The following is a 25,161-nucleotide window of genomic DNA, read 5'->3' as shown; positions in this document are numbered from 1 at the left end:
TTATCGCTTCCTTCTACGACAGTAACTTTTACGCCTTGCTTGGCTGCAATATATGCCGCAGCAAGCCCTGTCATTCCGCCGCCAATTATTGTTAGTTTTTCCATACGTCCAGCCCCCTAACCCCCAATAAGGGAATTTATTACTAAGTATTTTGTTTATTTGATTTCTATTACTTGTTCTTTGAGAATCTTGAATTGATTGTTTTCGAGCTTTCCGATTTGCATTTTAAACACTCCTATTGGAAAATCGGGCTTTGCTACTCGAATATCAATTTTGTTATTGTAGAATCGTTGTGTGCGGAGAAAAGTTGTAAACTTATTGGCTTGTGTTTCTAAAGGGAAAGCCAAACGAGTTTTATCACTTGTAAAAATGGCATAATAACCATTGTATCTTGTGTTGAAAGGCACAAAGGCATTTTCTATTTTGATATGAAAAGTATTCGACTCCTCGATAAAACTCACATTTTCGGCTATTTTTCCAGAAATTTGATTCTCATATAAAGCTTTATTCAAGACATCTATCTCGGCAGGTGGTGTGTAATTTTTAAAATGTACTCTGCTGACCCACAAAATATCGTTGACATACTTCATCACTCCAGGCACAAATCCTGCATAGTTGTAAGGCGGAATGGGTAGTTTTTGATAGCTATTGATTGGTGCGTGGTCGTCGGGATTTCTGGAGTTAGCAAAAGCGTAATAAAAATAGCGTCCGTTATTTTTCCAGTTTAAAATTGTTGTTCCAAAAAACTTACGTCGGTTTTCTACATCATCCCAGCTTTCATAGTATGAAAATGCATTGAATAAAAAAGTTGTGATTATTGATAGTTGAAGATATTTCCTCCATTTGTCTCTATTCAAAATATTGAACGCACTCAAATAAACAATAATAAATAAAATGATAGAAACTGTTTTGTAGCGACTTGCAAAAGCCTGTTCCAAACCTTGACTGGCTCGTGAAGCTGCAAATGCAGCACCGCTCAAAGCCACAAAAATAAAGGCGGCAAGTAAATACAGATTAAATTTCGGATATTTTATAATCGTCTGATAAAGCGAACTCGTTTTTTCTATGCGAAGACCTTTGCGAGTTGTTTGAAACCAAAAGTAAATAAAAGTGAATAGCTGATAAGCTATCCAAAGCATCATCACAACTCCTACCGTAATGGAAACAATATATTTAAGATTTGTACTATAAAATTGCACTGTACTATCAATCGGAGAGCCAAAAAATGCAAAAAAATCACCAATAATAATATGAGGATATTTTATGAAATTTATCATCACATCGGGGCGAATACCTGGCTTCTTGAAATCAAAGAAATATAGAAAAAAACAAAGTCCGAGAATAACAAAGTATTGAATTTTCTCACTTCGTGTGCGTGCATACAAGATCAATGGAATCGCTGCCAAAAAAGCAAACATTCCATTACCATTGGTGAACATTGCCAAGAAAAACAGTAAATTTGCTATATAAAACGCCCATTTTTGCTTGTAAAACAGCAGCAAGGCAAATCCCCAAAGACCAAAAATAATTACAGTATTGGGTTGTAAAGAAGTAATCGCCCAAAAGATATTTTCGATGGGCTGAATATTGAAAACTATAAAAATGATTGGAATTAAATAGGCTAATTTGACATCAATTTCTCGCAAAACTCGGTAGAAAACAAAAGGAAGAATTAACAAATACGATACACCCATGAGCATCATTGTCTTGTAATTTACTTCGCCAAAAACATGGTAACAAAATAAGGTGCTGAGTCGCACATACAAAATTCGGTGTTCGCACATTTGAGAAAACAAAAGTGCTATTTTATCAGAAAAGGTTTCTTGTTGCATCCAACTTGCTAAAAAACCTTCGATTCCGTGCCAATCATCGTTCCAACCAATATTGAAAGCGTTTTGAAAAACAAATACATAAAAGCCAATAATTGGCAATAAAATCAACAAATATGTTATTAGCTTTTTGTTCATTCTCTATTTTTGAAAAGTGATTTTATATCTTTTCGATTGCTTGAATGTAGTCTTGAAAATGTACCGCTGGAAGAAAATTGAAATTAACACGGTAAGAAAGTACAGTAAATACCAAAATCAATGTACTCAGAAAAGCCTGCATTAAAATTCCAAAAAACAATAACAAGCCCCAAAAAGGGAAGCTATAATGAAAAAGAAATACTAATGAAACGCCTAAGATTGCGGTCAAAATAAGCAACGAAACAGCAATCAGTAATCGCACCGAAACTGTATCGATATAAACCGCAACGGCACTTAGTCCATGAATCACCAACGATGTATAATTCATTTTTGATTTGCCCGTGTATCTCTCCCCTCTCTCCAAACCTACTGACCTATACAATAATCGAGACCTAATAACTCCCCCAGGATAATGATTCCAAATATCCGAAATATGGGCTACTTTGTCTAAGAGTTTTTTGGGAATAACTGAGTAATTACCAAAGTTGATGACCTTTCCTGTAAGAAAAACAAAAATGAATTTGTATATTTTGTAGAAAATCTTGAAAAAGAAACTTTCTTTGCGTTTAGTGCGACGAGCGAAAACTATTTCATTTGCGTTACTTTTTATTACTTCGTTCAACAAAATAAGCAAATGTTCGGGTTTATCTTCCCCATCAACATCCATTACCACAACTAAATCTTGGTCTGAGCTTTTATTCAAATAAGATATCCCAATTGCAATTGATTTTTGATGCCCTAAGTTTTTATTTAAATGTATTATTTCGACTGGATGCCCTGCTAACTTTTCTTTTTCTACTTCTAAACTCGAACAATCATCCACAACCACAATTCGATAGTTGGAGTATTGTGTTGGCGAAAGCACCGTCCGAATTTCTTCAACGAGCTGATATAAACAATCCCAGTCATTAAAAAGTGGTGTAACTATTGCGATTTTGTAAGACATAAACCTCCAACCGATTCGTCGGATCGTCTCCAAAGTGGAGAATTTTTAATTGATATTTTGCAAATCTATAAAAAATTACTTTCAAGTGTTTGAATTTGTTTGTCGTAATACTTTAATGTTTGCTGAATGGTTTCGTTATATTGAAAATCTAACCATTCGTTCACATCGGTAAACATTTGTTTTCTATTTTTTAAAAAAAACAAATTTGTTGAAGAATGTATATTGCTTAGGCCTTCTCGATGTTTTCGATAAACCCCCATTGCTTCAGGCATATAGTGAATCTTTCCTGTTGCTGCCAACTGAATTGCCAAAGCCCAATCGCCTGCCGCCGCTCGGCTATGCCAATTGGCGAAGTCTTTTTCACGAAAAATATTACGGTAAAGCGTAGCAGCCGTTGCAATAAACCATCTGTCTTCCAAAATATCTACAATACTAGATTTTGTTTTTTGATTTGATTCATTAAAAAAATGTTCGGGCGAACCATCTTCGTAAATCACGTTCATATTATGGTGGCAAATGCTATAATCAAGATTTGTTTCCATAAAATCTACTTGTTTTTGTAGTTTTAGTGGGTCAGTCCAATAGTCGTCTCCTTCGCAAAGTGCTACATAATCGCCTTTACAGGCTTTCAAAAGTCCCAAAACGTTGTTTCTTCCGCCAAATTCTTTAGGTTCTCGTGGTCCTTGGTTTTCTTCGTGCAAAAATGCTCTAAATATATTTGGGTATTTATCAACATATTCTTGAATAATCCGTTGATTATTATCCGTTGAAGCATCATCGCCTATAACGATTTCAAATACAAAATCTGTTTGTTGCATCAACGCCCCATCAAGGGTCTGACGAATATATTTTTCGTGGTTATACGTTGGTACGCAAACACTAACTTTTGGATGCATTGGCAGATTCGAGAAACAAAATTTTTTGAACTGTTTTTTTCGTGGCACAAGTTTACTTAAAACGATGCGGTAAAAGGGCAAAAAAACTATAAAGGTTACTCAACCATTTAGGAAGAACATATTCTCTAATAATTTCTTTTTGTATCTCTCTACTTGGCTTTGCTAATCTTAGATACTGAATCGCCACGGGCATTTGTTTGAAATATTTTCCTGCAAATTGCTTACTGTCGAGCATCATTCGGTAATAACGAGCAATGTTTTTATTAAGTGTTATCTGAAACTTAAAATCTAATTCTTGGTCAATTCCTCGATACATACCGATGCGATTTTCCAAAAAATCAACATCTTTATAACCATCCGTAAAACTCATACCACTGTTACGGTTTTTGCGGTAAACCGACATGACTTCGTTGATATACTTAAACTTTGTGCCGCCTTTTCCCAATAAAATATAACGAGGAATATCGCCACTTTTTGATTCATGAAACCATTTTGGATACTGCTTTATTACGCCATTGCGGAATAAAATTGCTGAGGTAGCAATAAACCAAACTTCGTCTTCTCCTATAAAATCTTCGACTGTAACGATTTCCTTTTGGTCGAGCGTATTAACAAATTGATTTGGATGTGAGTCATCATCAAAAATAATTTCAGCATTATGAAAACACGCTACAAAATCATGGTTGTGGTCTAAAAAATCAACCATCTTTTGTAGTCTTTGGTCAGATGTCCAATAATCGTCACCATCCATAGGTGCAATATATTTGCCTTTTGCGAGTGCCAAAGCTGCCAAAGTATTGTTTTTTCCGAAGCCACCCAAGTTTTTTTCATGCAACATCGGAACAATAATATTTGGATATTTTGCGTAATATTCTCTAATAATATCTGCCGTAGAATCTGGTGAAGCATCATCTCCAACAAGTATTTCAAACTTGAAGTTTACTTGTTGTGAAAGAATCGAATCAAGCGTTTTACGTATAAATTTTTCGTGATTATAAGTCAACACCATTACACTGACTCTTATATCTGAATTTTCCTCAATAGTGTTTTTTTTAAAAAACTGTTTCTCTGTATTCAAGGGTTTTGAATTATTAACGTTTGAATTTTAATGAAATACCATTTTGCGAATATTTACAAATTAGTCGGCAAAATTACGCCAAAAAGCTCTTCAAACATTAGAATCACGTTAAATATTCCGATAATCAGCGTTTTTTTTACTTTTAAAATGCCTCAAACCAAGAAATCGTCTTATTTTTACACCGAAAAATACAAACAAACTATAAACCATTATGCCTGTTAACCCTGAAATGTACCCTTGGCGGAAATTCTATCCGCAAGGAGTTCCTTATGAAATAAATCCTGACGCCTATCCATCGCTTTTAGAATTGATGGATGAAGGTTTTAAAAAATTCAGTCATAAGTCTGCTTACGCCTGTATGGGAAAAGAAATTTCTTATGCACAATTGGATACTCTTTCTCGCAATTTTGCTGCTTATCTGCAAAACATAGGAATGGAAAAAGGCGACCGAATTGCTATCCAAATGCCAAATGTGTTACAATATCCTGTTGCAATGTTAGGTGCTTTGCGTGCTGGACTGACGGTTGTAAATACAAATCCGCTTTACACGCCTCGTGAAATGGAACATCAGTTCAAAGATTCGGGAGCAAAAGCGATTGTTATTGTAGCCAACTTTGCCTCAAGTCTTGAAAAAATTATTGCAAACACAAACATTAAGCACATTTTTGTTACACAATTGGGCGATATGCTTGGTTTTCCGAAAAAGCAAATTGTTAATTATGTTGTCAAGAGCATTAAGAGATTAGTGCCTGCATTCAATTTGCCAAAGGCAATGTCATTTACCGATGCTGTAAAAAAAGGGTCAAGTATGACTTGGACAAAACCAAGTTTAAAAAATTCGGACTTGGCGTTTATTCAATATACTGGCGGAACAACGGGAGTTTCGAAAGGTGCCATGCTCACCCACCGAAACATTATTGCAAACTTGGAAGGAAATAATGCTTGGCAAGGTGTTTTAGTTAACAAACTCACCGACGATAAAATTATAGTTGTGGCAGCTTTACCACTATACCACATTTATGCCTTAACAGTAAATGCTTTAACCGCTCTAAAAACGGGAACGATGAATTTGCTCATCACCAATCCTCGTGATTTGGAGACATTTATCAAAGATTTAAAGAAATATCCTCCGCACGTGTTTACAGGCGTTAATACGCTATATAATAGTTTGCTCAATCACCCAAAAATTGGCGAAGTTGATTTTAGTAATTTGATTATCACTTCGGCAGGTGGAATGGCTTTGCAAAGCGTTGTAGCCAATCGTTGGAAAGAATTGACAGGAAATCTTCCTGCCGAGGGTTATGGTTTGTCTGAAACTTCTCCTGTGCTTACCTCTAATCCTTTGGTTGGCGAAAATAGAGTAGGAACAATTGGTGTGCCATGGCCAAGTACGGAGGTAAAAATCTTAAAGGATGATGAAACTTGGGCAGAAGTTGGCGAAGCTGGCGAAATAGTTGCTCATGGGCCGCAAGTAATGGCTGGTTACTATAACCGCCCCGACGAAACTGAAAAAGTAACTTTTATAGATAATACTAAAAAATCTTGGTTCAGAACTGGCGATGTGGGTATAATGAGTGCCGATGGCTACTTTAAGATTGTGGATAGAAAAAAAGACATGATTTTGGTATCAGGCTTTAATGTTTATCCAAATGAAATTGAAGAGGTTGTGGCAACATGCCCCGGTGTTTTAGAAGTCGCTTGTATTGGTGTTGTTGATGAAAAATCTACCGAAGCTGTTAAGATTTTTGTTGTAAAAAAAGACCAGAATCTAACTTCTGAGCAAATTCAGTCTTATTGCCGAGAAAATTTGACTGGCTATAAATGTCCGAAACATATCGAGTTTCGCACCGAATTACCAAAAACTAATGTTGGTAAGATTTTACGTAGAACTTTGAAAGAAGAGGAAATGGCGAAGAAGTAGAATTTAATAAAAATATAATTTTTGATAATTATCTGCTTCAAACTCTTGATTTTTTGTTGTTGTTGAACAATAATATTGAATCTTTAAATTTTTGTATCACGAGCGTAGAAGAATTGAGAACATCATTTTTTAAACCGTTAAAAATTTAATAATGAAAACAATAATAAGTCTTGTACTCCTTATTACTATTCTATGGGTTGCGAGTTGTACGAAAGAAAGCGTTTGCGATGGTCCGCCAAAAGTATCGGCTGGTATGGATGTAAGTTTGGTTGATATGACGTCTGTAACATTAACTGGGACAAGCTCGGCTGTTGAAGGTGGCGTATGGAGTATTATTAGTGGAGATGGTGGTGAAATAAGCAATGGTAAATTTACAGGAAAGTTGAAAAGTAAATACAGTTTAAAATGGGAATCTAAAAATGATTGTGGAATAAGCTCTGATACCCTGAATATCACTTTAAATGCTGGTTTTGGAAGCAAATTAACGGTTAATGAAGTCGTTGAAAATATTCATTGGATAGAGCAAGCGTGCTTTAGAATCGAATCTGGAGCTTATACGATTTATACCGACCCAAACTCCATTTCTGTGAAAGATACAGCCGATATTGTGCTTATTACTCATCCTCACAGCGACCATTATACTGCCACAAATTTGGATAAACTCATTGGGCCGAATACAATTTTGATTGCACCACAAGAAATTCAATATGCAGGAAAAATAGCCCAACGCATTATTCTTAAACCTGGTGAAGAATATTCAGCCTTTGGAGGAATATCAATAAAGGCGGTTCCTGCTTATAATATTATAAAAAATAACCATCCAAAAGCCAATAATTGGGTGGGGTATCTAATTACGGTAAATGGCGTTACCATTTATCAGGCAGGAGATACCGAACGTGTTCCCGAAATGAAAACTTTTACTACCGACATTGCAATGCTTCCACTCGGACAAACTTTTACGTTTCCAAGTGTTATGGAAGCTGCCGAAGCTGCAAAAGATGTAAAAGCAAAGGTATTGATTCCGATGCACTTCGGACTCGCCGAAGGAAAAGCTGATGATGCCATCACTGTTAGAAAACTCTTGGAAGGAGTAATGCCAGTTGTAATTAAGATAAAAGGCAAATGAAATGATTTGCTTTAATGTAATTTTAGAAACGAAAAATCCCTCAAAAACAAAAACTTTTGAGGGGTTTTTCATTTCTATGTAGCAATACCTTAACTTTGCACAATAATTTTTGAATACAAAGAAGATATGACCGAAACTCCGCAAAAATATACCGTTACTGCCGCTTTGATTTATGCCAATGGCCCTATTCATATTGGACATTTGGCTGGCTGTTATATACCTGCTGATATTTATGTACGTTATCTCCGCTCAAAAGGGGCTGATGTGGCATTTATCAGTGGTACTGACGAACACGGCGTGCCGATTACGGTAAAAGCCCGAAAAGAAGGCAAAACGCCTCAAGAAGTAGTTGATTTTTATTACGAACAAATCAAAAATTCGTTTGCCGATTTTGGTATTTCGTTCGATATTTATTCTCGTACGTCCAACCAAACGCATCATAAAAACTCACAAGAGATTTTTACGACGATGTTTGATAAAGGCTATTTCGACGAAGAAACCAGCGAACAATATTTCGATGAGGTAGCTCAACAGTTTTTGGCCGATAGATACATCGTGGGCGAATGTCCCTCTTGTGGAAATCCGAACGCTTATGGCGACCAATGCGAAAAATGTGGTTCGACACTTTCGCCAACTGAATTGAAAAACCCTTGTTCGACGCTTTCTGGTTCAAAACCTGTCATGAAAAGTACCAAAAACTGGTATTTGCCCCTCGACCGTATGCAGCCCGAAATTGAAAAATACGTAAATAGCCACAAAGAATGGAAACCCAATGTTTTTGGTCAATGCCAATCTTGGTTGAAAGAAGGACTACGACCTCGTGCCATGACTCGTGATTTGGATTGGGGAATCAGCGTGCCTTTGCCTGACACCGAAGGAAAAGTTTTATACGTTTGGTTCGATGCCCCGATTGGCTACATTACGTTTACGCAAGAATGGGCAGCAAAAACTGGCAAAAACTGGGAAGATTATTGGAAAAAAGATTCTACCAAACTCGTCCATTTCATCGGTAAAGATAATATCGTTTTCCACTGTATTATTTTCCCAGCGATGTTGATGGCAGAAGGAAGTTATATTTTGCCAGATAGCGTACCAGCCAATGAGTTTATGAATTTGGAAGGCGATAAAATCTCGACTTCAAGAAATTGGGCGGTTTGGTTGCATGAATATTTGGAGGAATTTCCGAATAAACAAGATGTATTGCGTTATGCACTTTCGGCAAATATGCCCGAATCGAAAGATAATGACTTTACTTGGAAAGACTTCCAAACCAAAAACAATAGTGAGTTAGTTGCTATTTACGGAAACTTCGTGAATCGTGCGGTAGTGCTCACTCATAAGTTTTACGATGGATACGTGCCAGCACAAGGTGAATTAACCGATTATGACAAAGAAACGATTGCGACATTAACAGGTTTTCCAAAGAAAATTGGTGATTCTATCGAAAATTATCGTTTCCGTGAAGGTTTAGCAAATATGATGGATTTGGCACGTTTAGGAAATAAATATTTGGCAGAAACCGAGCCATGGAAAGTCATTAAAGAAAATCCTGCTCGTGTTGAAACGATTATGAATATTGCTTTGCAGATTGCCGCCAACTTAGCGATTTTGTCAGAGCCATTTTTACCATTTACTGCCGAGAAATTAAGAAAACAATTAGGTTTGAACGAAACGACTTGGGCTGAAACTGGTGGAGCAGATTTATTGCCTGTTGGCACATTAATTGGCGAATCAAGTCTATTATTCGAGAAAATTGAAGATGATGCCATTGAAAAACAAGTAAAAAAATTACAAGAATCGAAACGTATGAATGAATTAGAAAACGTGAAAGTGCCTGCTTTGAAGGAAACTATTCAATACGATGATTTTGCCAAAATGGATATTCGTATCGGCACAATATTGGAGGCTGAAAAATTGCCAAAAAGCGATAAATTATTAAAATTCTTGGTAGATGATGGTTTTGAAAAACGCACAATTTTGAGCGGAATTGCCAAACATTTCACGCCAGAAGAAATGATTGGTAAACAAGTAACTTTCTTGGCAAATCTTGCTCCAAGAAAAATGATGGGAATCGAATCGAACGGAATGATTTTAATGGCAGAAAACCGTGATGGTAGTTTAGCACTTCTCCAACCTCATAAGGAAGTTTGGAATGGCGGGACAGTGAGCTAATTTTGAGTGAATTAATGAATGATGGAATACTTTTTAATTCTATCATTCATTAATTCATCATTTGATTTAAACTCCCCCTTTTACAAAAGGCAGTTTTGTAACTACACCTTTGAGCAATTTCTCTCTTACTTTGATATAAACTTCAGTACCAACTTTGGCGAATGCAGTTGGAACGTGTCCCATTGCAATTCCTTTTTGTAAAGTCGGCGACTGTGTTCCCGAAGTAACTTCTCCTAATTTGTTTCCTTCGGCATCACAAATTTCATAATGACTACGAGGAATCGCACGGTCAATCATTTCTATTCCAACCAATTTACGCTTTAAACCTGCTTCTTTCTGAGCTTTTAGGTTTTCTGAATTGATAAAGTTTTTGGTAAACTTTGTTACCCAACCTAAACCTGCTTCTAATGGCGAATCTGTATCATTAAGTTCGTGACCGTATAGACAATAACCCATTTCCATGCGAAGTGTATCTCTTGCACCTAAACCAATTGGCTTGATGCCAAACTCGGCTCCTGCTTCAAAAATTGCATTCCACATTTTTTCGGCATCTTTGTTCCAAACATAAATTTCAAACCCTCCTGCACCTGTGTAGCCCGTTGCCGAAACAAAAACGTCATCAATTCCTGCCACCGTGCCTGCTTTATAAGTATAATAATCCATTGATGCTAAATCAATATCTGTTAGCTTTTGGAGCGTCGGCAAGGCCATTGGACCTTGAACTGCAAACAAACAAAGTTGGTCGGAAATGTTCTCTAATTCAACACCAAAAGTATTATTTTGCTGAATCCAGTTCCAATCTTTTTCTATATTCGAGGCATTTACTACTAAATAATATTCGTTTTCGTCCCAACGATAAACCAATAAATCATCTACTACCCCACCCTCATTATTTGGGAAATAAGCATATTGAACTTTTCCATCAAAAAGAGCAGAAACATCGTTTGATACTATATGTTGCAAGAATTCAGTTGCTCGCTCGCCTCTCACTACAAACTCGCCCATGTGCGAAACATCAAAAACACCTACGCCATTACGCACACAATTGTGTTCTTCAATATCTGACGAATATCGAACTGGCATTAGAAATCCGCCAAAAGGCACCATTTTGCCGCCCAATTTTTCATGTAAATCGCTTAGTGGTATTTTCTTGTTTTCTGCTTCCATTAAAATTTGATATTAATTGATGAAAAAATTTGTGTAAAGGTACTTGATAGTTGTCAAATCTCCCCAAAAGCCGCTCTCAAAACTTCTTTGTCGTCGAAATGATGTTTTACGCCTTTGATGTCTTGATAGGTTTCATGTCCTTTTCCTGCAACTAAAATAATGTCTTCGGGTTTTGCCATTTTTACGGCTGCTAAAATTGCCTCGTGTCGGTCTTCAATGGTTTGAGTTTTCTTAAAATGAATGGACGGAACTCCTTTTTGCATTTGAGCTAAAATATCCATCGGGTCTTCGTTTCTTGGATTATCTGAAGTTAAAATCACTTTATCACTAAATTTACAAGCAATTTCCGCCATGATTGGTCGCTTGGTAGCATCACGATTTCCTCCGCAGCCTACAACTGTTATTATTTGTGGAATGCCACCTTGATGATTGCCTTCTTTTAAATCTACAATCGTTTCCAAAACATTTTTCAAAGCATCGGGAGTGTGTGCGTAATCGATAATTCCTACGATGTTATTTTTAGAAACAATTTGCTCGAAACGTCCCGCTGGCGGTTGAATGTCGGACAATTGCATCAGCACTTCTTCCGAATCTTCGCCTAATAATACTGCTGCTCCATAAACTCCTAACAAATTGTAGGCATTGAAAGAGCCAATTAGCTTAAACCAAACTTCTTTACTATCGATTTCCATTTGTAGCCCAAAAAGTCCACACGCCAAAACTTTGCCTTTAAACGTACCAATATTTTTGAGAGAATAGGTTTCTTTTCTTGCGGCGGTATTTTGCAGCATTACTTTTCCTACTTTATCATCGGTGTTTACTAATGCAAAAGCCGTAGCTGGTAGTTGGTCAAAAAATCCTTTTTTGGCTTTAAGATAATTATCAAAAGTTCCGTGAAAATCAAGGTGGTCGTGCGTCAAATTTGTAAAAATTCCTCCTGCGAAATATAAGCCCGTTATGCGTTCTTGCACTACTGCGTGCGAACTTACTTCCATAAAGCAATAAGTTACGCCTTTCTGCACCATTTCTGATAAAAGTTGATTGACTTTTACAGAATCGGGTGTGGTATGGGTTGATGGAATAATATCATCGTCAATCTGGTTTTGAACGGTCGATAGTAAACCACAACGATAACCCAATTTTCGAAAAAGTCTAAAAAGTAAAGTAGCGATTGAGGTCTTACCATTTGTACCAGTTACACCTACTAATCTTAGTTTTTTAGACGGATGTTTATAGAAGTTTGCCGCTGCAAAACCCATTTCTTTTGCCGAATTTTCAACTTTTAGATAAGTAATTTCTTCGTTCAACGATTCGGGCAAGTTTTCGCATAAAATAGCAGAAGCACCAAGCTCGATAGCTTTATTGATGAAAGTATGTCCATCTACCTGTGTACCTCCGATTGCTACAAAAAGAGTTCCTTTTTGTACTTGTCGTGAGTCAAAAACTATATTATTTATTTCTATATCTGTTTTTCCTGAAACTACTTGGAGAGAAACTTTGTAAAGGATTTCGCTTAATATCATCGTTTTTTTAATTATATATTCATTTCTCAGTCGGGGTTGAAAATTTTCATCCTCTACATTTTCAATATTTTCAGCCTACATTATTTATTCTACCACAAAATCATAATTCCCACTTAAAACTTCAAAAATTGCTTTGTCTTTTTCGGTTTTTAAGTATGTTATCCCTTCTATTTTTACTGGTTTTTTCTTAACCATAAATGGTTTGCCACTTTCTTTTATGTTATTGATTGTTTTTCCTGCATTAAGTGGTAATTGCACTTGCACTGATGAATTTGCAGGAATACTCAATTTTAAACTGAACTTGTTTCCTTGAAAATTCGATTGGCTTGTTATTTGCCCGTAATTTGAATCGAAGTTTTTTGATTCGGAAGCCAAAGTTGGTTCAATAATAAGTTTGGCTTCATTTAAGTTTGGCTCAACGATTGCCTTTTTTGTATAAATTTTGCTCGAAAAATCTTCTGAGTAAGCGATATTTTCAACAAAAGGCGTATTTTCATAAATCACTTTTGCTACCAAAGTATTTTCATCAGGCTTTTTGGTTAACCCTTCTACTTCAACATATCTGAATCCGTGATAGGTAAATTTAGGTTCCCACTTTTCTACGCCGTAACCTTTCAAAATATATTTATCGATCGGTTTAATTCCTTTCGAGTTAGTTTGGTCAACTAATCCTTTATCTGTCACAATTTCGGCAAATTTTAATTCAATTTCTTTCGCTGCTTTTCCTTCGGTTTGCAAATAGGTAAAGCCAACAACGTTTTGACCAAAATCAAAAACGTAGCGTCCTTTTCTTGGCTCAGTAATTTTTACTGCTTTTATTTCTTTGATAACCTGTGCTTGCGGAGCAACTAAAGGTTTTAGTTCTGCATTTTTCGTACTAAATATTTCGTTAGTCGAAGTCTTATTTTCTACATCATCCATTATTGCAGCATTTTCCCAATCTTTTCCATATTCGAGGCGAGCGTCATAAATTTCTCCTCCATAAATTGAATTTGATACAATTGGCGAAAGTCGAGTTTTCCAACTTCCATCCGAAATTATGGTTTGTCGTGAACCATCATAAAATTCCAATTCCATCTGAAATAATAATCGACATAGATTTTTGCTACTCCACCACGCATTGCCCAATGTTACTGTTATAAAATTTACTCCAATCGTTAAATCATCATTCGAAACTTCATAAATTTGATAAGGAATCGTTTTCATGAAATTTGTTATACCTGGCGATAGAATATCTTGACTAACCTTTTTGCCATTGAAAATCAGATTATACGCCCCCAAGCCTGTTATATAAATTCTGGCACGTACCGCCCGTTTTGCCAAATTAAATTCTTTTTGTAGCTCAACTGATTTACCCTCAGTGCTATTTTTTCCAATCCAATGAGCCGCCCAATCTGTTTTTTGAAGCAATGCCATTTCCCACCAAGTTGGTTCGCTGTATATTGTTGGTTTGTTTTTTTCATTCCAAACTTTTACTTTCCAATAATATCGTTTGCGAGATTCGAGCGGTTTTCCTGAATAATCAATCTTTAGCGATTGCTCAGATTTCACCATACCAGAGTTCCATATATTTCCAATATCTTTTTTAAGCTCTACTTCATTATCAGCAACCAATATCTGGTACGCTGTTTGTTTTGCTCCACGAGTTGCCGACTTCATTTGCCATGATAACCGTGGGTTCTTGATTTCCAAACCCAATGGTTTTTCTTCATATTCACAACGAAGTTTTTCGAGAATTTGAGCATTTGACGTTGTAAATATTAAAGTTGTAAAGAGTGCAACGAGGATTTTGTTCATATAATTTTATTTGGTTTCAAATACAAAGCTACCGTTTTATTATTTTTTTGGCAATTTCTTAAAATATTCTCTATTATTTATCTTGTTAGTGAGTATTTGTTAGATAAAACCTGCCTTTTCCCTTTTATCCTGCAAAATTTCCGCTTGGTCAATCAAAACTTTCCTTTCATTTTAGTCGTTATTACATTTGTTATCAAACTTAGTTTTGTGTTGATTTTTTTACATAACACATTCATTATCAACTATTATTACTACAAAAAATCCAATTTATGAAAAAATTATTCTTGCTATTTTTTAGCTTTTTTTTCACGTGGAATCTACACGCTCAAGAAAAATTTACAGTTAGTGGTTATATCAAAGATGCTGCCAATGGCGAGGGCTTGATTGGGGTTTCGGTTTATGTTCAAGAAGTAAAATCGGGTACTCAAACCAACCCTTATGGCTTCTATTCTCTTACACTTCCAAAGGGAACGTATAATTTAGTTTTAACTTATGTTGGCTTTGAAAAAACTAACAAAAAAATAGAATTAAATCAGGATGTAAAGTTAGATGTAGAGTTAAAAGACGACTCTAAACTTTTACAGGAAGTAGTTATTACGACAAAAAAAGCCGACGATAATGTAAAAAGTATTGAAATGTCAGTCAATAAAATTGATATTAAAACTATGCAAAAAATGCCTGCTTTGCTGGGTGAAGTTGATATTATTAAAAGTATTCAGTTTTTGCCTGGGGTAAGTTCCGTTGGCGAAGGAGCTTCTGGTTTTAATGTTCGTGGTGGTGGAATTGACCAAAATTTAGTTTTACTTGACGAAGCCCCAGTTTATAATTCTTCCCATCTTTTTGGATTTTTCTCTGTTTTCAACCCCGATGCTGTGAAAGACGTAAAACTCATAAAGGGTGGTATTCCTTCACAATATGGCGGACGATTATCTTCAATTCTTGATGTGCGTATGAAAGAAGGAAATGCTAAAAAACCTCAGTTTTCGGGAGGAATTGGCAGTATTTTTTCACGATTTACATATGAAAGACCAATTTTTAAAGAAAAAGGCTCTTTTATTGTCGCCCTCCGTCGGTCATATATTGATGTTTTAGCAAAGCCATTTTTGAAAGATGATTTGAAAGGAACAAGTTTTTATTTTTATGATTTTACGGCAAAGGCTAATTTTAGGGCCAACGAAAAAAATACATTCTTTCTTTCGGGCTATTTTGGACGAGATACTTTTGGGGCAGATTTTGGCTTTAATTGGGGAAATGCTACTACCAGTTTTCGCTGGAACCATGTTTTCAACAATAAACTTTTCTTGAATAATACCATTTTTTATAGCAATTATGACTACGCTTTGCAAACCGATTTGAAAAAAACAAATAACCAAGATGCTTTTCGTTGGAAGTCAAATATTATTACTTATAGCATAAAGCCCGATTTTACTTTTTATCCTAATACAAATAATACCGTAACTTTTGGTGGACAATTAACTTATTATACATTTAATCCTGGGCAAGCCGTTGCGATTTCGGGAGGTGTGGAAAGGCAAATCGGTTTAGATGATAAGTTTGCTACCGAAGCAGCCATATATATTGGGAATGAACAAAAAATTAGTTCGAAAATATCAATTCAATATGGTTTACGCTATTCGCTTTATAACTATTTGGGTAAAGGCAATTCGTACGAATTGAGTGCTGAAAGAACCGATGGAGAACGTAGAAGTATTACCAAAACCACTCCTTTTGCTTGGGGAAAAACAATTCAGCAATATGGAAACTTTGAGCCTCGTTTTGCTGCAAATTTTGGTCTTCAACAAGATAATTCTATTAAACTAAGCTATAATCGCTTGGCTCAATACATACATTTGTTATCAAATACAACGGCATCTTCTCCTCTTGATGTTTGGACTCCAAGTAGCAATAATATCAAACCGCAATTAGCAGACCAATTGGCTTTGGGCTATTTTCATAATTTTAGTGATAATATGTTTGAAACCTCAGTGGAGGTTTATTACAAGAAACTTTATAACCAAATTGATTACGTACGCAATGCCGATTTATTGCTAAATACTGCCGTAGAAGCAGATTTGCTTTTTGGAAAAGGGCGTGCTTATGGTGCAGAGTTTTATATTAAAAAAGCAAAAGGTAAATTTAACGGTTGGATAAGTTATACGTTAGCAAGAACTGAAAGAAAAATCGAAGGTTTGAACCAAAATGCGTGGTTTCCAAGTAGAATTGACAAGACTCATAATTTGTCCATTGTTGGCATTTATGATTTGAATAAAAAATGGACTTTTTCTACCAATTTTACACTAAGTACAGGTACGCCTGCAAGTTTTCCTACTAATAAATTTATATGGCAAGATTATGCTTTGCCGCATAATTATTATGATACTCGCAATGCCTATCGCATTCCTGCTTCACATCGCCTAGATTTGGCAGCAACTCGCCAAACTAAATACGGGTTTTTCAAACGTGGCACTGGCGAATGGGTTTTCTCTATCTATAATGTTTATAACCGTAGAAACCCGTTTTCTGTTTTTGTTCAACAAAATGAAAAGGATCCTACAAAAACTGAAGCTATTCGCTATGCTGTTTTTGGGTCGATTATCCCAGCAGTAACTTATAATTTTAAATTTTGATTTGTACGTCAATTTCACAAATTGACATTTAATTTTAAAAACAAATGAAAAAAATACTTTCGATACTTATAATACTTTTTGTTTCTTGTTCATTATTTTCTTGTTCTGATGTTATAGAAATAGACGTGAAAGATGGTGTTTCTCAATTAACTGTTGATGCTTTGGTTAATAACAAAAAAGAAACCCAAACAATCAAATTGACTTTAACGCAAGGTTATTTCGATAATTCTCCTGTAAAACCCGCTTTGGGTGCAGTGGTTTTTGTCTTTGACCAAGACAGTGTTTCTTATCAATTTAAAGATCTGAAAAATAATGGTATATATACTTATGATGCCAAAGTAAACCCTTTAAATAAAATTGGAAAGCAGTATCTTTTATATGTAAATTATGGTGGTGAAGAATATATATCTGCCTCAAAACTTAATCGTGTGCCCAAAATTGATTCGATTGCTTATGAAGTAGATAAACGCCCAATTAAGCCTGATAATGGGCCGCAGGAAGGATTTCAGCCACAATTTTATGCCAATGATATTGTAGGCGAAGGGGATTGTTATTGGATAAAATCTGCCAAGAATAGTAAATATTTTTCTAAAGCCAATGAAATTTCTGTTGCTTATGATGCAGGTTTTAGTCAAGGTTCAAAAACTGACGGACTCTTGTTCATTTTACCTATTCGTACTTCAGTTGGTAGAGAGTTATTTTCTGATAGAGATACTTTAAAAGTTGATCTTTATTCTATCACTCAAGAACAATTTTACTATTTACAATTGGTTCAACAAGTATCGCAAGCAGGTAGTTTGTTTTCAACGCCTTTATCAAATATTCCTTCCAATATTATTAATAGAAATGAAAAATCCACTAAAAAAGCCATTGGTTTATTTGGAATGTCGGCGGTGAGTTCAATGGAAACTATTATTGATAAAAGTAAGGCAAAACCGAAGAAATAAGTGATTTTTAGTTTGACTATTTTCTTTGAAATAACCGCTTCCAAGTGCCTTTAATATAGTTATATTTTAAGGTACTTGGAAGTGCTTTCCAAAAGTATTTATTAATTTCAACCGAAAAAGATGGCTGCATATAACAGTTTATTACGCAACCTTCACACTCCTTCAATTTTCCTTCTAAAGCAACAATTTCTTGCACTTCCTTCGAGTAATACAAGTCAAAAAGATTAGCCTTTATTTCAAAATCTTTTGTTCCAAGATGATAACACGGAAGCACTAATTTGTTTTCTGGTGAAATAACTATTGTTGTGGAAGCTGCTTTACATACTGGGTTTTCGATGTGATTTCCCCCATTTAATCGTAGTGAAATAAAGGCTTCATTCAAATAAACATTTTTCTGTTTTCCCCACCATAAAAGTTTCTTTAAACTTGTTTCTGACAGATTATCTCCCGTTTCTACTTGATTATAATTGAATACTGGATTTAGAATCAAAACCAAATTGTTAGGTTGAGAAATTTCTTTCCAAACCCGCTCTATCTTATCCACATTTTGTTCAAAAACTGTGAATAAGATATCTGGTCTTTCGCCTAATTGTTTCGCTAATTGTATGGAATATAATAATTTATCGAAGCATTTTACCCCTCTTGATTTATTATGTTCCTCTTCATCTGGCGAGTCAAGCGAAAAGTGAAGCATGTCTATTTTACCTTTCAGTCGCTCAGCATACTTGGGGTAAAGAAGCGTATTTGTTGTAACAGTAGTAAGTAATCCCGCTTTTTTTGTTTCTTCTAAAAGTACATCTAAATTACTATGAAGAAGCGGCTCTCCACCTGTAAAATCAATTACTTTTACGCCTAATTTCTTGAGGTCTCGTAGGTTTTCTCGAAAATTTTCGAGCGTTATATAAGGCGATGGTTTTTCCCAAATATCACAAAAACTACACGTCGCATTGCAACGATAGGTTAAATAATAATTGCAGAGTATTGGGTGGGAAATGAGCCGCATAATGTAATAATATATTTATTGCAACATTCCCAACAAACTCGCCAATTTATCTTTTAAATCTTTTCTATCAACTATAAAATCAAGGAAGCCGTGGTCTAAAACAAACTCGGCCGTTTGGAAACCTTTTGGTAATTCTTTGCCAATCGTTTCTTTGATTACACGTGGGCCTGCAAAACCAATTAATGCTTCTGGTTCTGAAATATTAAAATCACCAAGCATGGCATATGACGCCGTGACACCTCCAGTTGTTGGGTCGGTTAATAATGAGACATAAGGTATCTTTGCCTCCGCCAATTGTGCTAATCTTGCAGAAGTCTTTGCCATTTGCATCAATGAGAAACCCGCCTCCATCATTCTTGCACCACCCGATTTTGAAATCATCAAAAATGGTATTTTATTTTTCAAAGCATATTCTATTCCACGAGCAATTTTTTCGCCAACAACCGACCCCATAGAACCGCCAATGAAACTAAAATCCATACAAGTGATAACAATATCATTTTCTGACATTTTTCCGTAGGCGGTTCGGGCTGCATCTTTCAAACCCGACTTTTTCTCAGTTGCTCTTACTCTATCAACATAAGACTTGGTATCTGTAAATTTCAAAGGATCGCTCGAATGCAAATTTGCATCTAATTCTGTATATTCACCTTCGTCGAAAAGTATTTGAAAATATGCTTCTGAACCTATTTTTTCGTGGTAATTACAATGTATACAGGTATAAGAACTTAATTTATGTTCTCTTGTGTGCATTGCTTTTTTACAATTTGGACACTGATACCAAAGTCCATCAGGAGCTTCGCGTTTCATTTCCGTTGGTGTTTGAATTCCTTTATCCGTTCTCTTAAACCAAGACATATCTGTTATCGTATTTTGAGGGGACAAAGGTAAATAATCTTGGCCGTTGATTTTAAAGATTTATTATGTTTTTATGTTTACGACCTTTTTATAAACAAAAAATCCTTCCGATTTGGAAGGATTTTTTGTTTGTTTCAATTTGAAGCTCTAATTTTCTTATCCATTAAATAGTTTTTCTTTTCTATATCATTTACAAAGAATGTTTCTTCCCTCCTACCATCTGGATATATTCTCATGGCTTTTCCATGCTTTATATTATTTTCTACTCTCACAACTAACCTTATATTATTATTGAATATAAAATATCCTTTTTCGTCATTCATAACACCATTTTTATACTTACCAACATACTTATCCCCATTTTTGTAGAAATATGAGCCGTTTCCTTCATATTTACCATTTTTAAAATTTCCGACATATTTTTTTTCACCATCAGCATAAAATTCTACCCCTCTACCATCTCTTTTATTATTTCTCCATTCGCCTTCATATTTTTCTTCAGTTTTTGGATTAACCATTTTTCCAAAACCATTTCCACAATCTCCTTCATAACAAGCACCTTTTTTGGTGTTATCCCCAGAGTTTTCCACTTTTGAAGGTATATTTATTATTATTTCAGGTTTCTTGGATGGGTATTCTGAGTTATCAACATTGTTATCCTCTTTATCCACACTACCTTGATTATCAGGGTTTTGAGGTAAATTTCTTGGTTGTTGCTGCGGCAATGGCTGAGGTATTGTATTAGGTGGATATTGTGTTTGAGGTGCTTGAGTTTGAGAAGTCACCACAGTTCCATCATTCTTTTTTATGTTTGGATAAAGATCTTTTGCATTATCATACCCTTTTTTTATTGAGGCTAATCTTTTTTGTCTTGGTGGATGCGTACCCCCATCATAATCGGATGTCAATTTATATATTGCAGCTTGGGCATCTTTCAACGAGGCCCCCATCTGGTACATAACAAAACCCGAAAACTCGTCGGCCTCTAATTCTTTTTCTGGGTCGCTTCCACCCTCAATAATTGTATGCCCTTGTAAATGATGTCCAATTTCGTGTGCCAAGATACTTAATGCTCCCCAATCTGATTTTGATAAATCATTGGCTTTTTTCATAAATGAACCGTCGTAAACTATCAAACGAGTTTGTCCTTGAATTGCCGCAAAGCAATTATCTGTATTTGGACATTCCATTACATAAAAATTTCGCTTCAAACCACTTCTACGAACAATTTCATCAACTGCTTTTTCGGCAACATCTTTTGAGCGAAAACTGAATTGACTACAAAATGCTTTTTCGTTTATTTTCTGTCCATAATAGTTATAGCCAAACGACTTTACAGTTTCTTCTTGGGCATGAGCTACCAATAAAAATGTGGATAACACTGTGGACAGTGTGCATAACTTGAAATTCATGGGGTTAGAATTTATTTTGAATATATCTTTAAGAACGAGGAAAGGTATTTTCAATAGATATGAAGGGGGTTTATTAACATATTTTTAACAAAAAAGCCTCAAAAGCAAGAAGGTTTGAGGCTTTTTATTATAATGTTGAAAACGTTTAATTTATTGTGTCGCCACGTAAATTTCTAAATCTTTTTCTTGCCTCAGCTCCATAAATACTTCCTGGAAATTTTTGTAAGATTTCTCGGTACAATTCCATGGCTTTGTCTTTTTGACCTAATTTTTCGTCATAAATTTTTGCTTCTAAAAATAAAGCATCATCAGCCAAAATATCGAAGTTATAATTTTTGCGAAGTAATTCCAAATCATTGAGAGCTTTGTTAGGCTCATTTATTTTCATATTAGTATTTGCCCTGAGCCACACAATATCATCTGCCAAACTATGAGACTTATATTTTTCAAAAGCTTTGTCTAAGGCAGTAATTGCTTCAGCGTTTTTATTTTGAAAAAGTAATAAATCTATCGCAGCGTATTCTTTCATAGCAACCTCCGAAGTGTCTAAGCCAATATTGTCTTGAATTAATAAACTCAACTGCATGGCATCGTTAGCAATTTCGCGAGTGGTAGCTTTTTTCAAAATATCAAGTATATCTTTCGACAAATCAAATTCGCCGTTGTAGTAATGTAACTTGGCATTTTTTAGTTTTGCTTCTTGTCCTAACTGTTCTTCTTTTTGAGATTTTTCTACTTGTGAGTACACCAATGTTGCTTCCCAAGGTTCGTTTTTCAAAACATAAATATCACCTAAATCTAACTTACATTTATCTCTAAAATTATTATCAGAGTTTGCTATCTTAATTGCAGTTTCTAAAATGGTTATCGCAGTATCACGTTCATTTAAATAAAAAGCGTATAGTTGTGCCGTATTTCTTAAGGCTTCCATTGTTTTGAGATTCTGCCCTAAATCTTTAAAAAGTCCTTGATAATCTTTTATCAAAGTTCTGATGTCTGTCAGATTTACTGGGTATGTATTTTTAACAACTTCTTCTTTACAAAAAATTGCATTACGGCGAGCATAAGGATAGTATTGCCCTTGCGGATATTCTTTCATGACATATTCATACATCTGAATTGCATTTCTGAAATCTTTATTGACAAGTGTTGTTTGAGCTAATTCAAAAACTTTTTGCCCATCTTGCTTTAAGCGTCTGTCTAAAGCACGGGTTTGAATAAAAGCCTTATAAAACTCTTTCTGCTGAATCAAATGCCAGATTAGGATGTCGATGTAGTATTGCTCGTTGGGAAACTTCTGTACCTTGCTGTAAAGTGCCTTTTCGAGCATATCTAACTCTGCTTCTGTTTTGATGTTATCTTGAAACGTCGCTTTTACATAATCTAGGTTTCCTTCGGTCAAACCATATTTAAGCATTTCTTCAATCATTGGTTCTTTCTGACCATTGTACAAAAAAGCCCTTGCCAGAAAAAGTGCAAACTTATTTTCGTCACGAAAAAGTTCTCGACTTTTTTTTAGCAACTGAATCACTTGCTCGGTTTTTGTATTTTTGTACAGAAAGTCCTGCAACTCATAAATCGTACCTTCCGACTTTGCCGCAATGTCGATGAGTTGATTCATCTCTTTTTGAGATTCGTCAATTCGTCCAGTCATTTCGAGCAAGTTTGCATAGTCAGCTCGATAGGTTATGATTGCTTCATTGCTTTTGATTTGGCGTTTCAGAAATTTTTCTGCTTCGTCAAAATCTTTGAGTTTGAGCAAACACTGCAAATAGTTTTGGTGAACCAAAGTCGCATTGGATTTTTTGTCTTTCACAATTTTTTGAAAGATATCTTTTGCCTTTTCGTATTCACCTTGTTTGAAATACTCATTTGCCAATTCAATATCTTGTGAGTGGGCAATCGTTCCCAACATCAATATCACAAATAGTATTAAATACCGTTTCATAATTTTATAAAAAAAAGAATAATATATATTTTAATTATTGTTATTCATTATTAAGCCTGTGGAAAAGTGAATAACTTTTATCTGTTGAAAACTCAGGAATTATAATGTATATAACTAAGTAGTTTTTCCACAGTTTTATTTTACTATTCCACAGTTATTTTATTGATAATCAATTATAAGACCACTTATTGACAAAGTAACAAAATATTTTGTGTTGATTAATGACTACTCTATCCACACTATGTTTCCACGTTAATCCACTTGGTGTGGATTGCTTATAAAGGGTAGTTTCCAACCGATTTCCACCTGCTTTAATATATTTCCACTATTTAATTAAGTTACCCACAAGCTATTCCACTTACCACTTACCAATATAACATAGAAATCCACAGGTTTGTCCACACAATTTATTGTACATTTTTTATTTTGAATTGACCTTTTCTTTCCTACTAAGTATTAATACAAAAAAGTTTACTCTAATTTTATATTTAAACCCCGTAATTCAAAGTTACTTTTGATTTTTATGGCTTCTTTTGAAAAGAAAATGGCTTCTGGAAGAATATTTTTTTCTACATTACCGAAATCCCATTGCCCATTGCCATTTTTATCAATGATTGTACGAATCAAATAAATGCCAGGTTTTACATTTTTGAATAGAAATCTATCAATCGATTTTTGTTCTGCTTCTACTTTATAGTTTTCATCAACTAATTGAATAATTTTATTATCCCTTCCCCCTTCTACTCGCCCTTCTAAAATACCATAATTTTCAACCTTCAAAATTGGATTTAATACCGTAAGTTTATCGCTCGAATCACCTTTAATATTAATAAATGTTCCTTTGCCAAATTCTATTTTTACTTCTCGAACTGCCGCAATTTTTTTTGTTAACATTAAATGAGTTCGGTATTTATTCCACGCGAAGTTGCTACTATCAATTGTTTCTATTCTAATTGTATCACTTTTGATTTTTATTTTGGTTAAATCAAATTGCTTAATTGGGTTATTGAAACTTATTTCATATTTTAAATCTTGTTCCAAGTCCTCCCCTATTTTTGGTTTTATTTCAATGTTTTGGTATTCTTTCGTTGCTTTCTTTTTCTTTTCAGGTTCTCGAAATTTAATTTTTTGTAGATGTGTCAATAAATTATCTGCCGAATCTCGTGCTACTATAGTTACTTTTATAGTATCTGTTTTTGCAGGAAAATTATAAAACTTCAATTCTTTTCCCAGTCCAAAATAAGGAATACTATCTTTTGGATTATCAAATTTTACATCAAAAGATTTAATATTTTTATCATATAAAACCGTAAAATCTTCTGCCCTCTGAAGTGTTTTTTGATTTTTTGGTTTTTCATTGTTAGCACTATATAATGAAAGGTTTATATTAGATATATTTTTATAGAGTTTTAATGTATCTTTATTGAAAGAAATTGCTTCTGTTTTACTATCGTATTTTAGATTACTATTTTTATCAGTGAAAGCATATAATCGATAATTTCCAGCCTTTATATTTTCAAACTTAAAACTTCCACTCGAATCTGTTTTTATAAAATAATTAGGTTTTGTCTTTTTCAAGTCGAGCGAATCTTGTACTATATATATTGCTACATTTGCTTCGAGCACGGGCTGATTTGTGAATAAACTTTTCACGTTACCTTCTATCTTCAAAGAATCAATATTATTACCTGTACTAAATACAATTTTAAGATTACGTGCTTCATTTCGCTCATTTAAGTCATTTATTCCTTTTCTGAAATTAAAAGTATAAGT

General features: G+C 34.7%; 18 protein-coding genes. 5 read left to right on the top strand and 13 right to left on the bottom strand.

Annotated elements, in window-relative coordinates:
* The 5 genes from ACH2CJ_RS17185 to ACH2CJ_RS17165 form a co-directional block, all read right to left on the bottom strand.
* Window positions 1-104 (bottom strand): FAD-dependent oxidoreductase (locus ACH2CJ_RS17185; RefSeq protein ID WP_394994422.1); only part of this gene is annotated, 104 nt, incomplete at its 3' end.
* Between the two features lie 51 nt (window positions 105-155).
* A complete protein-coding gene (locus ACH2CJ_RS17180) occupies window positions 156-1,967 on the bottom strand; it encodes a hypothetical protein (RefSeq protein WP_394994419.1) in 1,812 nt (603 codons plus the stop codon).
* 22 nt (window positions 1,968-1,989) lie between these two features.
* Complete coding sequence (locus ACH2CJ_RS17175; RefSeq protein ID WP_394994416.1) at window positions 1,990-2,913, bottom strand: glycosyltransferase; 924 nt, start codon at window positions 2,911-2,913, stop codon at window positions 1,990-1,992.
* 65 nt (window positions 2,914-2,978) lie between these two features.
* The gene (locus ACH2CJ_RS17170; protein ID WP_394994413.1) at window positions 2,979-3,809 is read right to left on the bottom strand and encodes a glycosyltransferase; all 831 of its coding nucleotides are present in this window, start codon (window positions 3,807-3,809) and stop codon (window positions 2,979-2,981) included.
* Window positions 3,810-3,861: 52 nt separating this feature from the next.
* Window positions 3,862-4,887 carry a glycosyltransferase family 2 protein gene (locus ACH2CJ_RS17165; protein ID WP_394994411.1) on the bottom strand — a complete coding sequence of 342 codons (1,026 nt, stop codon included), beginning with the start codon at window positions 4,885-4,887 and terminating at the stop codon, window positions 3,862-3,864.
* A gap of 211 nt (window positions 4,888-5,098) precedes the next feature.
* Here ACH2CJ_RS17165 and ACH2CJ_RS17160 point away from each other — a divergent pair, with 211 nt between their 5' ends.
* From ACH2CJ_RS17160 to metG, 3 genes are all read left to right on the top strand, one after another.
* Window positions 5,099-6,808, top strand: a complete 1,710-nt coding sequence (locus ACH2CJ_RS17160; protein WP_394994409.1) for an AMP-binding protein — start codon at window positions 5,099-5,101, stop codon at window positions 6,806-6,808.
* 151 nt (window positions 6,809-6,959) lie between these two features.
* Window positions 6,960-7,934, top strand: coding sequence for an MBL fold metallo-hydrolase (locus ACH2CJ_RS17155; RefSeq protein ID WP_394994406.1), 975 nt, complete (start codon window positions 6,960-6,962; stop codon window positions 7,932-7,934).
* Window positions 7,935-8,060: 126 nt separating this feature from the next.
* The gene (gene metG, locus ACH2CJ_RS17150) at window positions 8,061-10,106 is read left to right on the top strand and encodes a methionine--tRNA ligase (RefSeq protein WP_394994403.1); all 2,046 of its coding nucleotides are present in this window, start codon (window positions 8,061-8,063) and stop codon (window positions 10,104-10,106) included.
* 66 nt (window positions 10,107-10,172) lie between these two features.
* Here metG and gcvT read toward each other — a convergent pair whose 3' ends face one another.
* The 3 genes from gcvT to ACH2CJ_RS17135 all read right to left on the bottom strand — a co-directional run bounded on the left by gcvT (window position 10,173) and on the right by ACH2CJ_RS17135 (window position 14,593).
* On the bottom strand, window positions 10,173-11,273 hold the full coding sequence (gene gcvT, locus ACH2CJ_RS17145) for a glycine cleavage system aminomethyltransferase GcvT (RefSeq protein WP_394994400.1): 1,101 nt from the start codon (window positions 11,271-11,273) through the stop codon (window positions 10,173-10,175).
* A gap of 53 nt (window positions 11,274-11,326) precedes the next feature.
* Window positions 11,327-12,796, bottom strand: coding sequence for a UDP-N-acetylmuramoyl-L-alanyl-D-glutamate--2,6-diaminopimelate ligase (locus ACH2CJ_RS17140; protein ID WP_394994398.1), 1,470 nt, complete (start codon window positions 12,794-12,796; stop codon window positions 11,327-11,329).
* Between the two features lie 84 nt (window positions 12,797-12,880).
* On the bottom strand, window positions 12,881-14,593 hold the full coding sequence (locus ACH2CJ_RS17135) for a family 78 glycoside hydrolase catalytic domain (RefSeq protein WP_394994395.1): 1,713 nt from the start codon (window positions 14,591-14,593) through the stop codon (window positions 12,881-12,883).
* Between the two features lie 269 nt (window positions 14,594-14,862).
* Between ACH2CJ_RS17135 and ACH2CJ_RS17130 the strand changes: the two genes are divergently transcribed.
* Together ACH2CJ_RS17130 and ACH2CJ_RS17125 are read left to right on the top strand one after the other, a co-directional pair.
* A complete protein-coding gene (locus ACH2CJ_RS17130) occupies window positions 14,863-17,220 on the top strand; it encodes a carboxypeptidase-like regulatory domain-containing protein (RefSeq protein WP_394994393.1) in 2,358 nt (785 codons plus the stop codon).
* A 44-nt stretch (window positions 17,221-17,264) separates the two neighbouring features.
* On the top strand, window positions 17,265-18,167 hold the full coding sequence (locus ACH2CJ_RS17125; RefSeq protein WP_394994391.1) for a DUF4249 domain-containing protein: 903 nt from the start codon (window positions 17,265-17,267) through the stop codon (window positions 18,165-18,167).
* Between the two features lie 16 nt (window positions 18,168-18,183).
* On the opposite strand, the gene ACH2CJ_RS17120 is transcribed toward ACH2CJ_RS17125, so the two are convergent.
* The 5 genes from ACH2CJ_RS17120 to ACH2CJ_RS17100 all read right to left on the bottom strand — a co-directional run.
* Window positions 18,184-19,170, bottom strand: a complete 987-nt coding sequence (locus ACH2CJ_RS17120) for a radical SAM protein (protein ID WP_394994389.1) — start codon at window positions 19,168-19,170, stop codon at window positions 18,184-18,186.
* Window positions 19,171-19,185: 15 nt separating this feature from the next.
* The gene (accD, locus tag ACH2CJ_RS17115) at window positions 19,186-20,028 is read right to left on the bottom strand and encodes an acetyl-CoA carboxylase, carboxyltransferase subunit beta (protein ID WP_394994386.1); all 843 of its coding nucleotides are present in this window, start codon (window positions 20,026-20,028) and stop codon (window positions 19,186-19,188) included.
* Between the two features lie 134 nt (window positions 20,029-20,162).
* Window positions 20,163-21,440, bottom strand: a complete 1,278-nt coding sequence (locus tag ACH2CJ_RS17110) for a hypothetical protein (protein WP_394994384.1) — start codon at window positions 21,438-21,440, stop codon at window positions 20,163-20,165.
* Window positions 21,441-21,585: 145 nt separating this feature from the next.
* Window positions 21,586-23,388 (bottom strand): tetratricopeptide repeat protein, encoded by a 1,803-nt coding sequence (locus tag ACH2CJ_RS17105; protein WP_394994381.1) that lies wholly within the window; start codon window positions 23,386-23,388, stop codon window positions 21,586-21,588.
* Between the two features lie 471 nt (window positions 23,389-23,859).
* Window positions 23,860-25,161, bottom strand: a 1,302-nt coding sequence (locus tag ACH2CJ_RS17100; protein ID WP_394994379.1) for a hypothetical protein, incomplete at its 5' end; no start/stop codon positions are given.

The organism is Emticicia sp. (assembly GCF_043780375.1).
In the GTDB taxonomy this organism is placed as follows: Bacteria; Bacteroidota; Bacteroidia; order Cytophagales; family Spirosomataceae; genus Emticicia.
The sequence above is the reverse complement of the archived record's forward strand: the minus strand, read 5'-3'. Positions and strand labels throughout refer to the sequence as shown.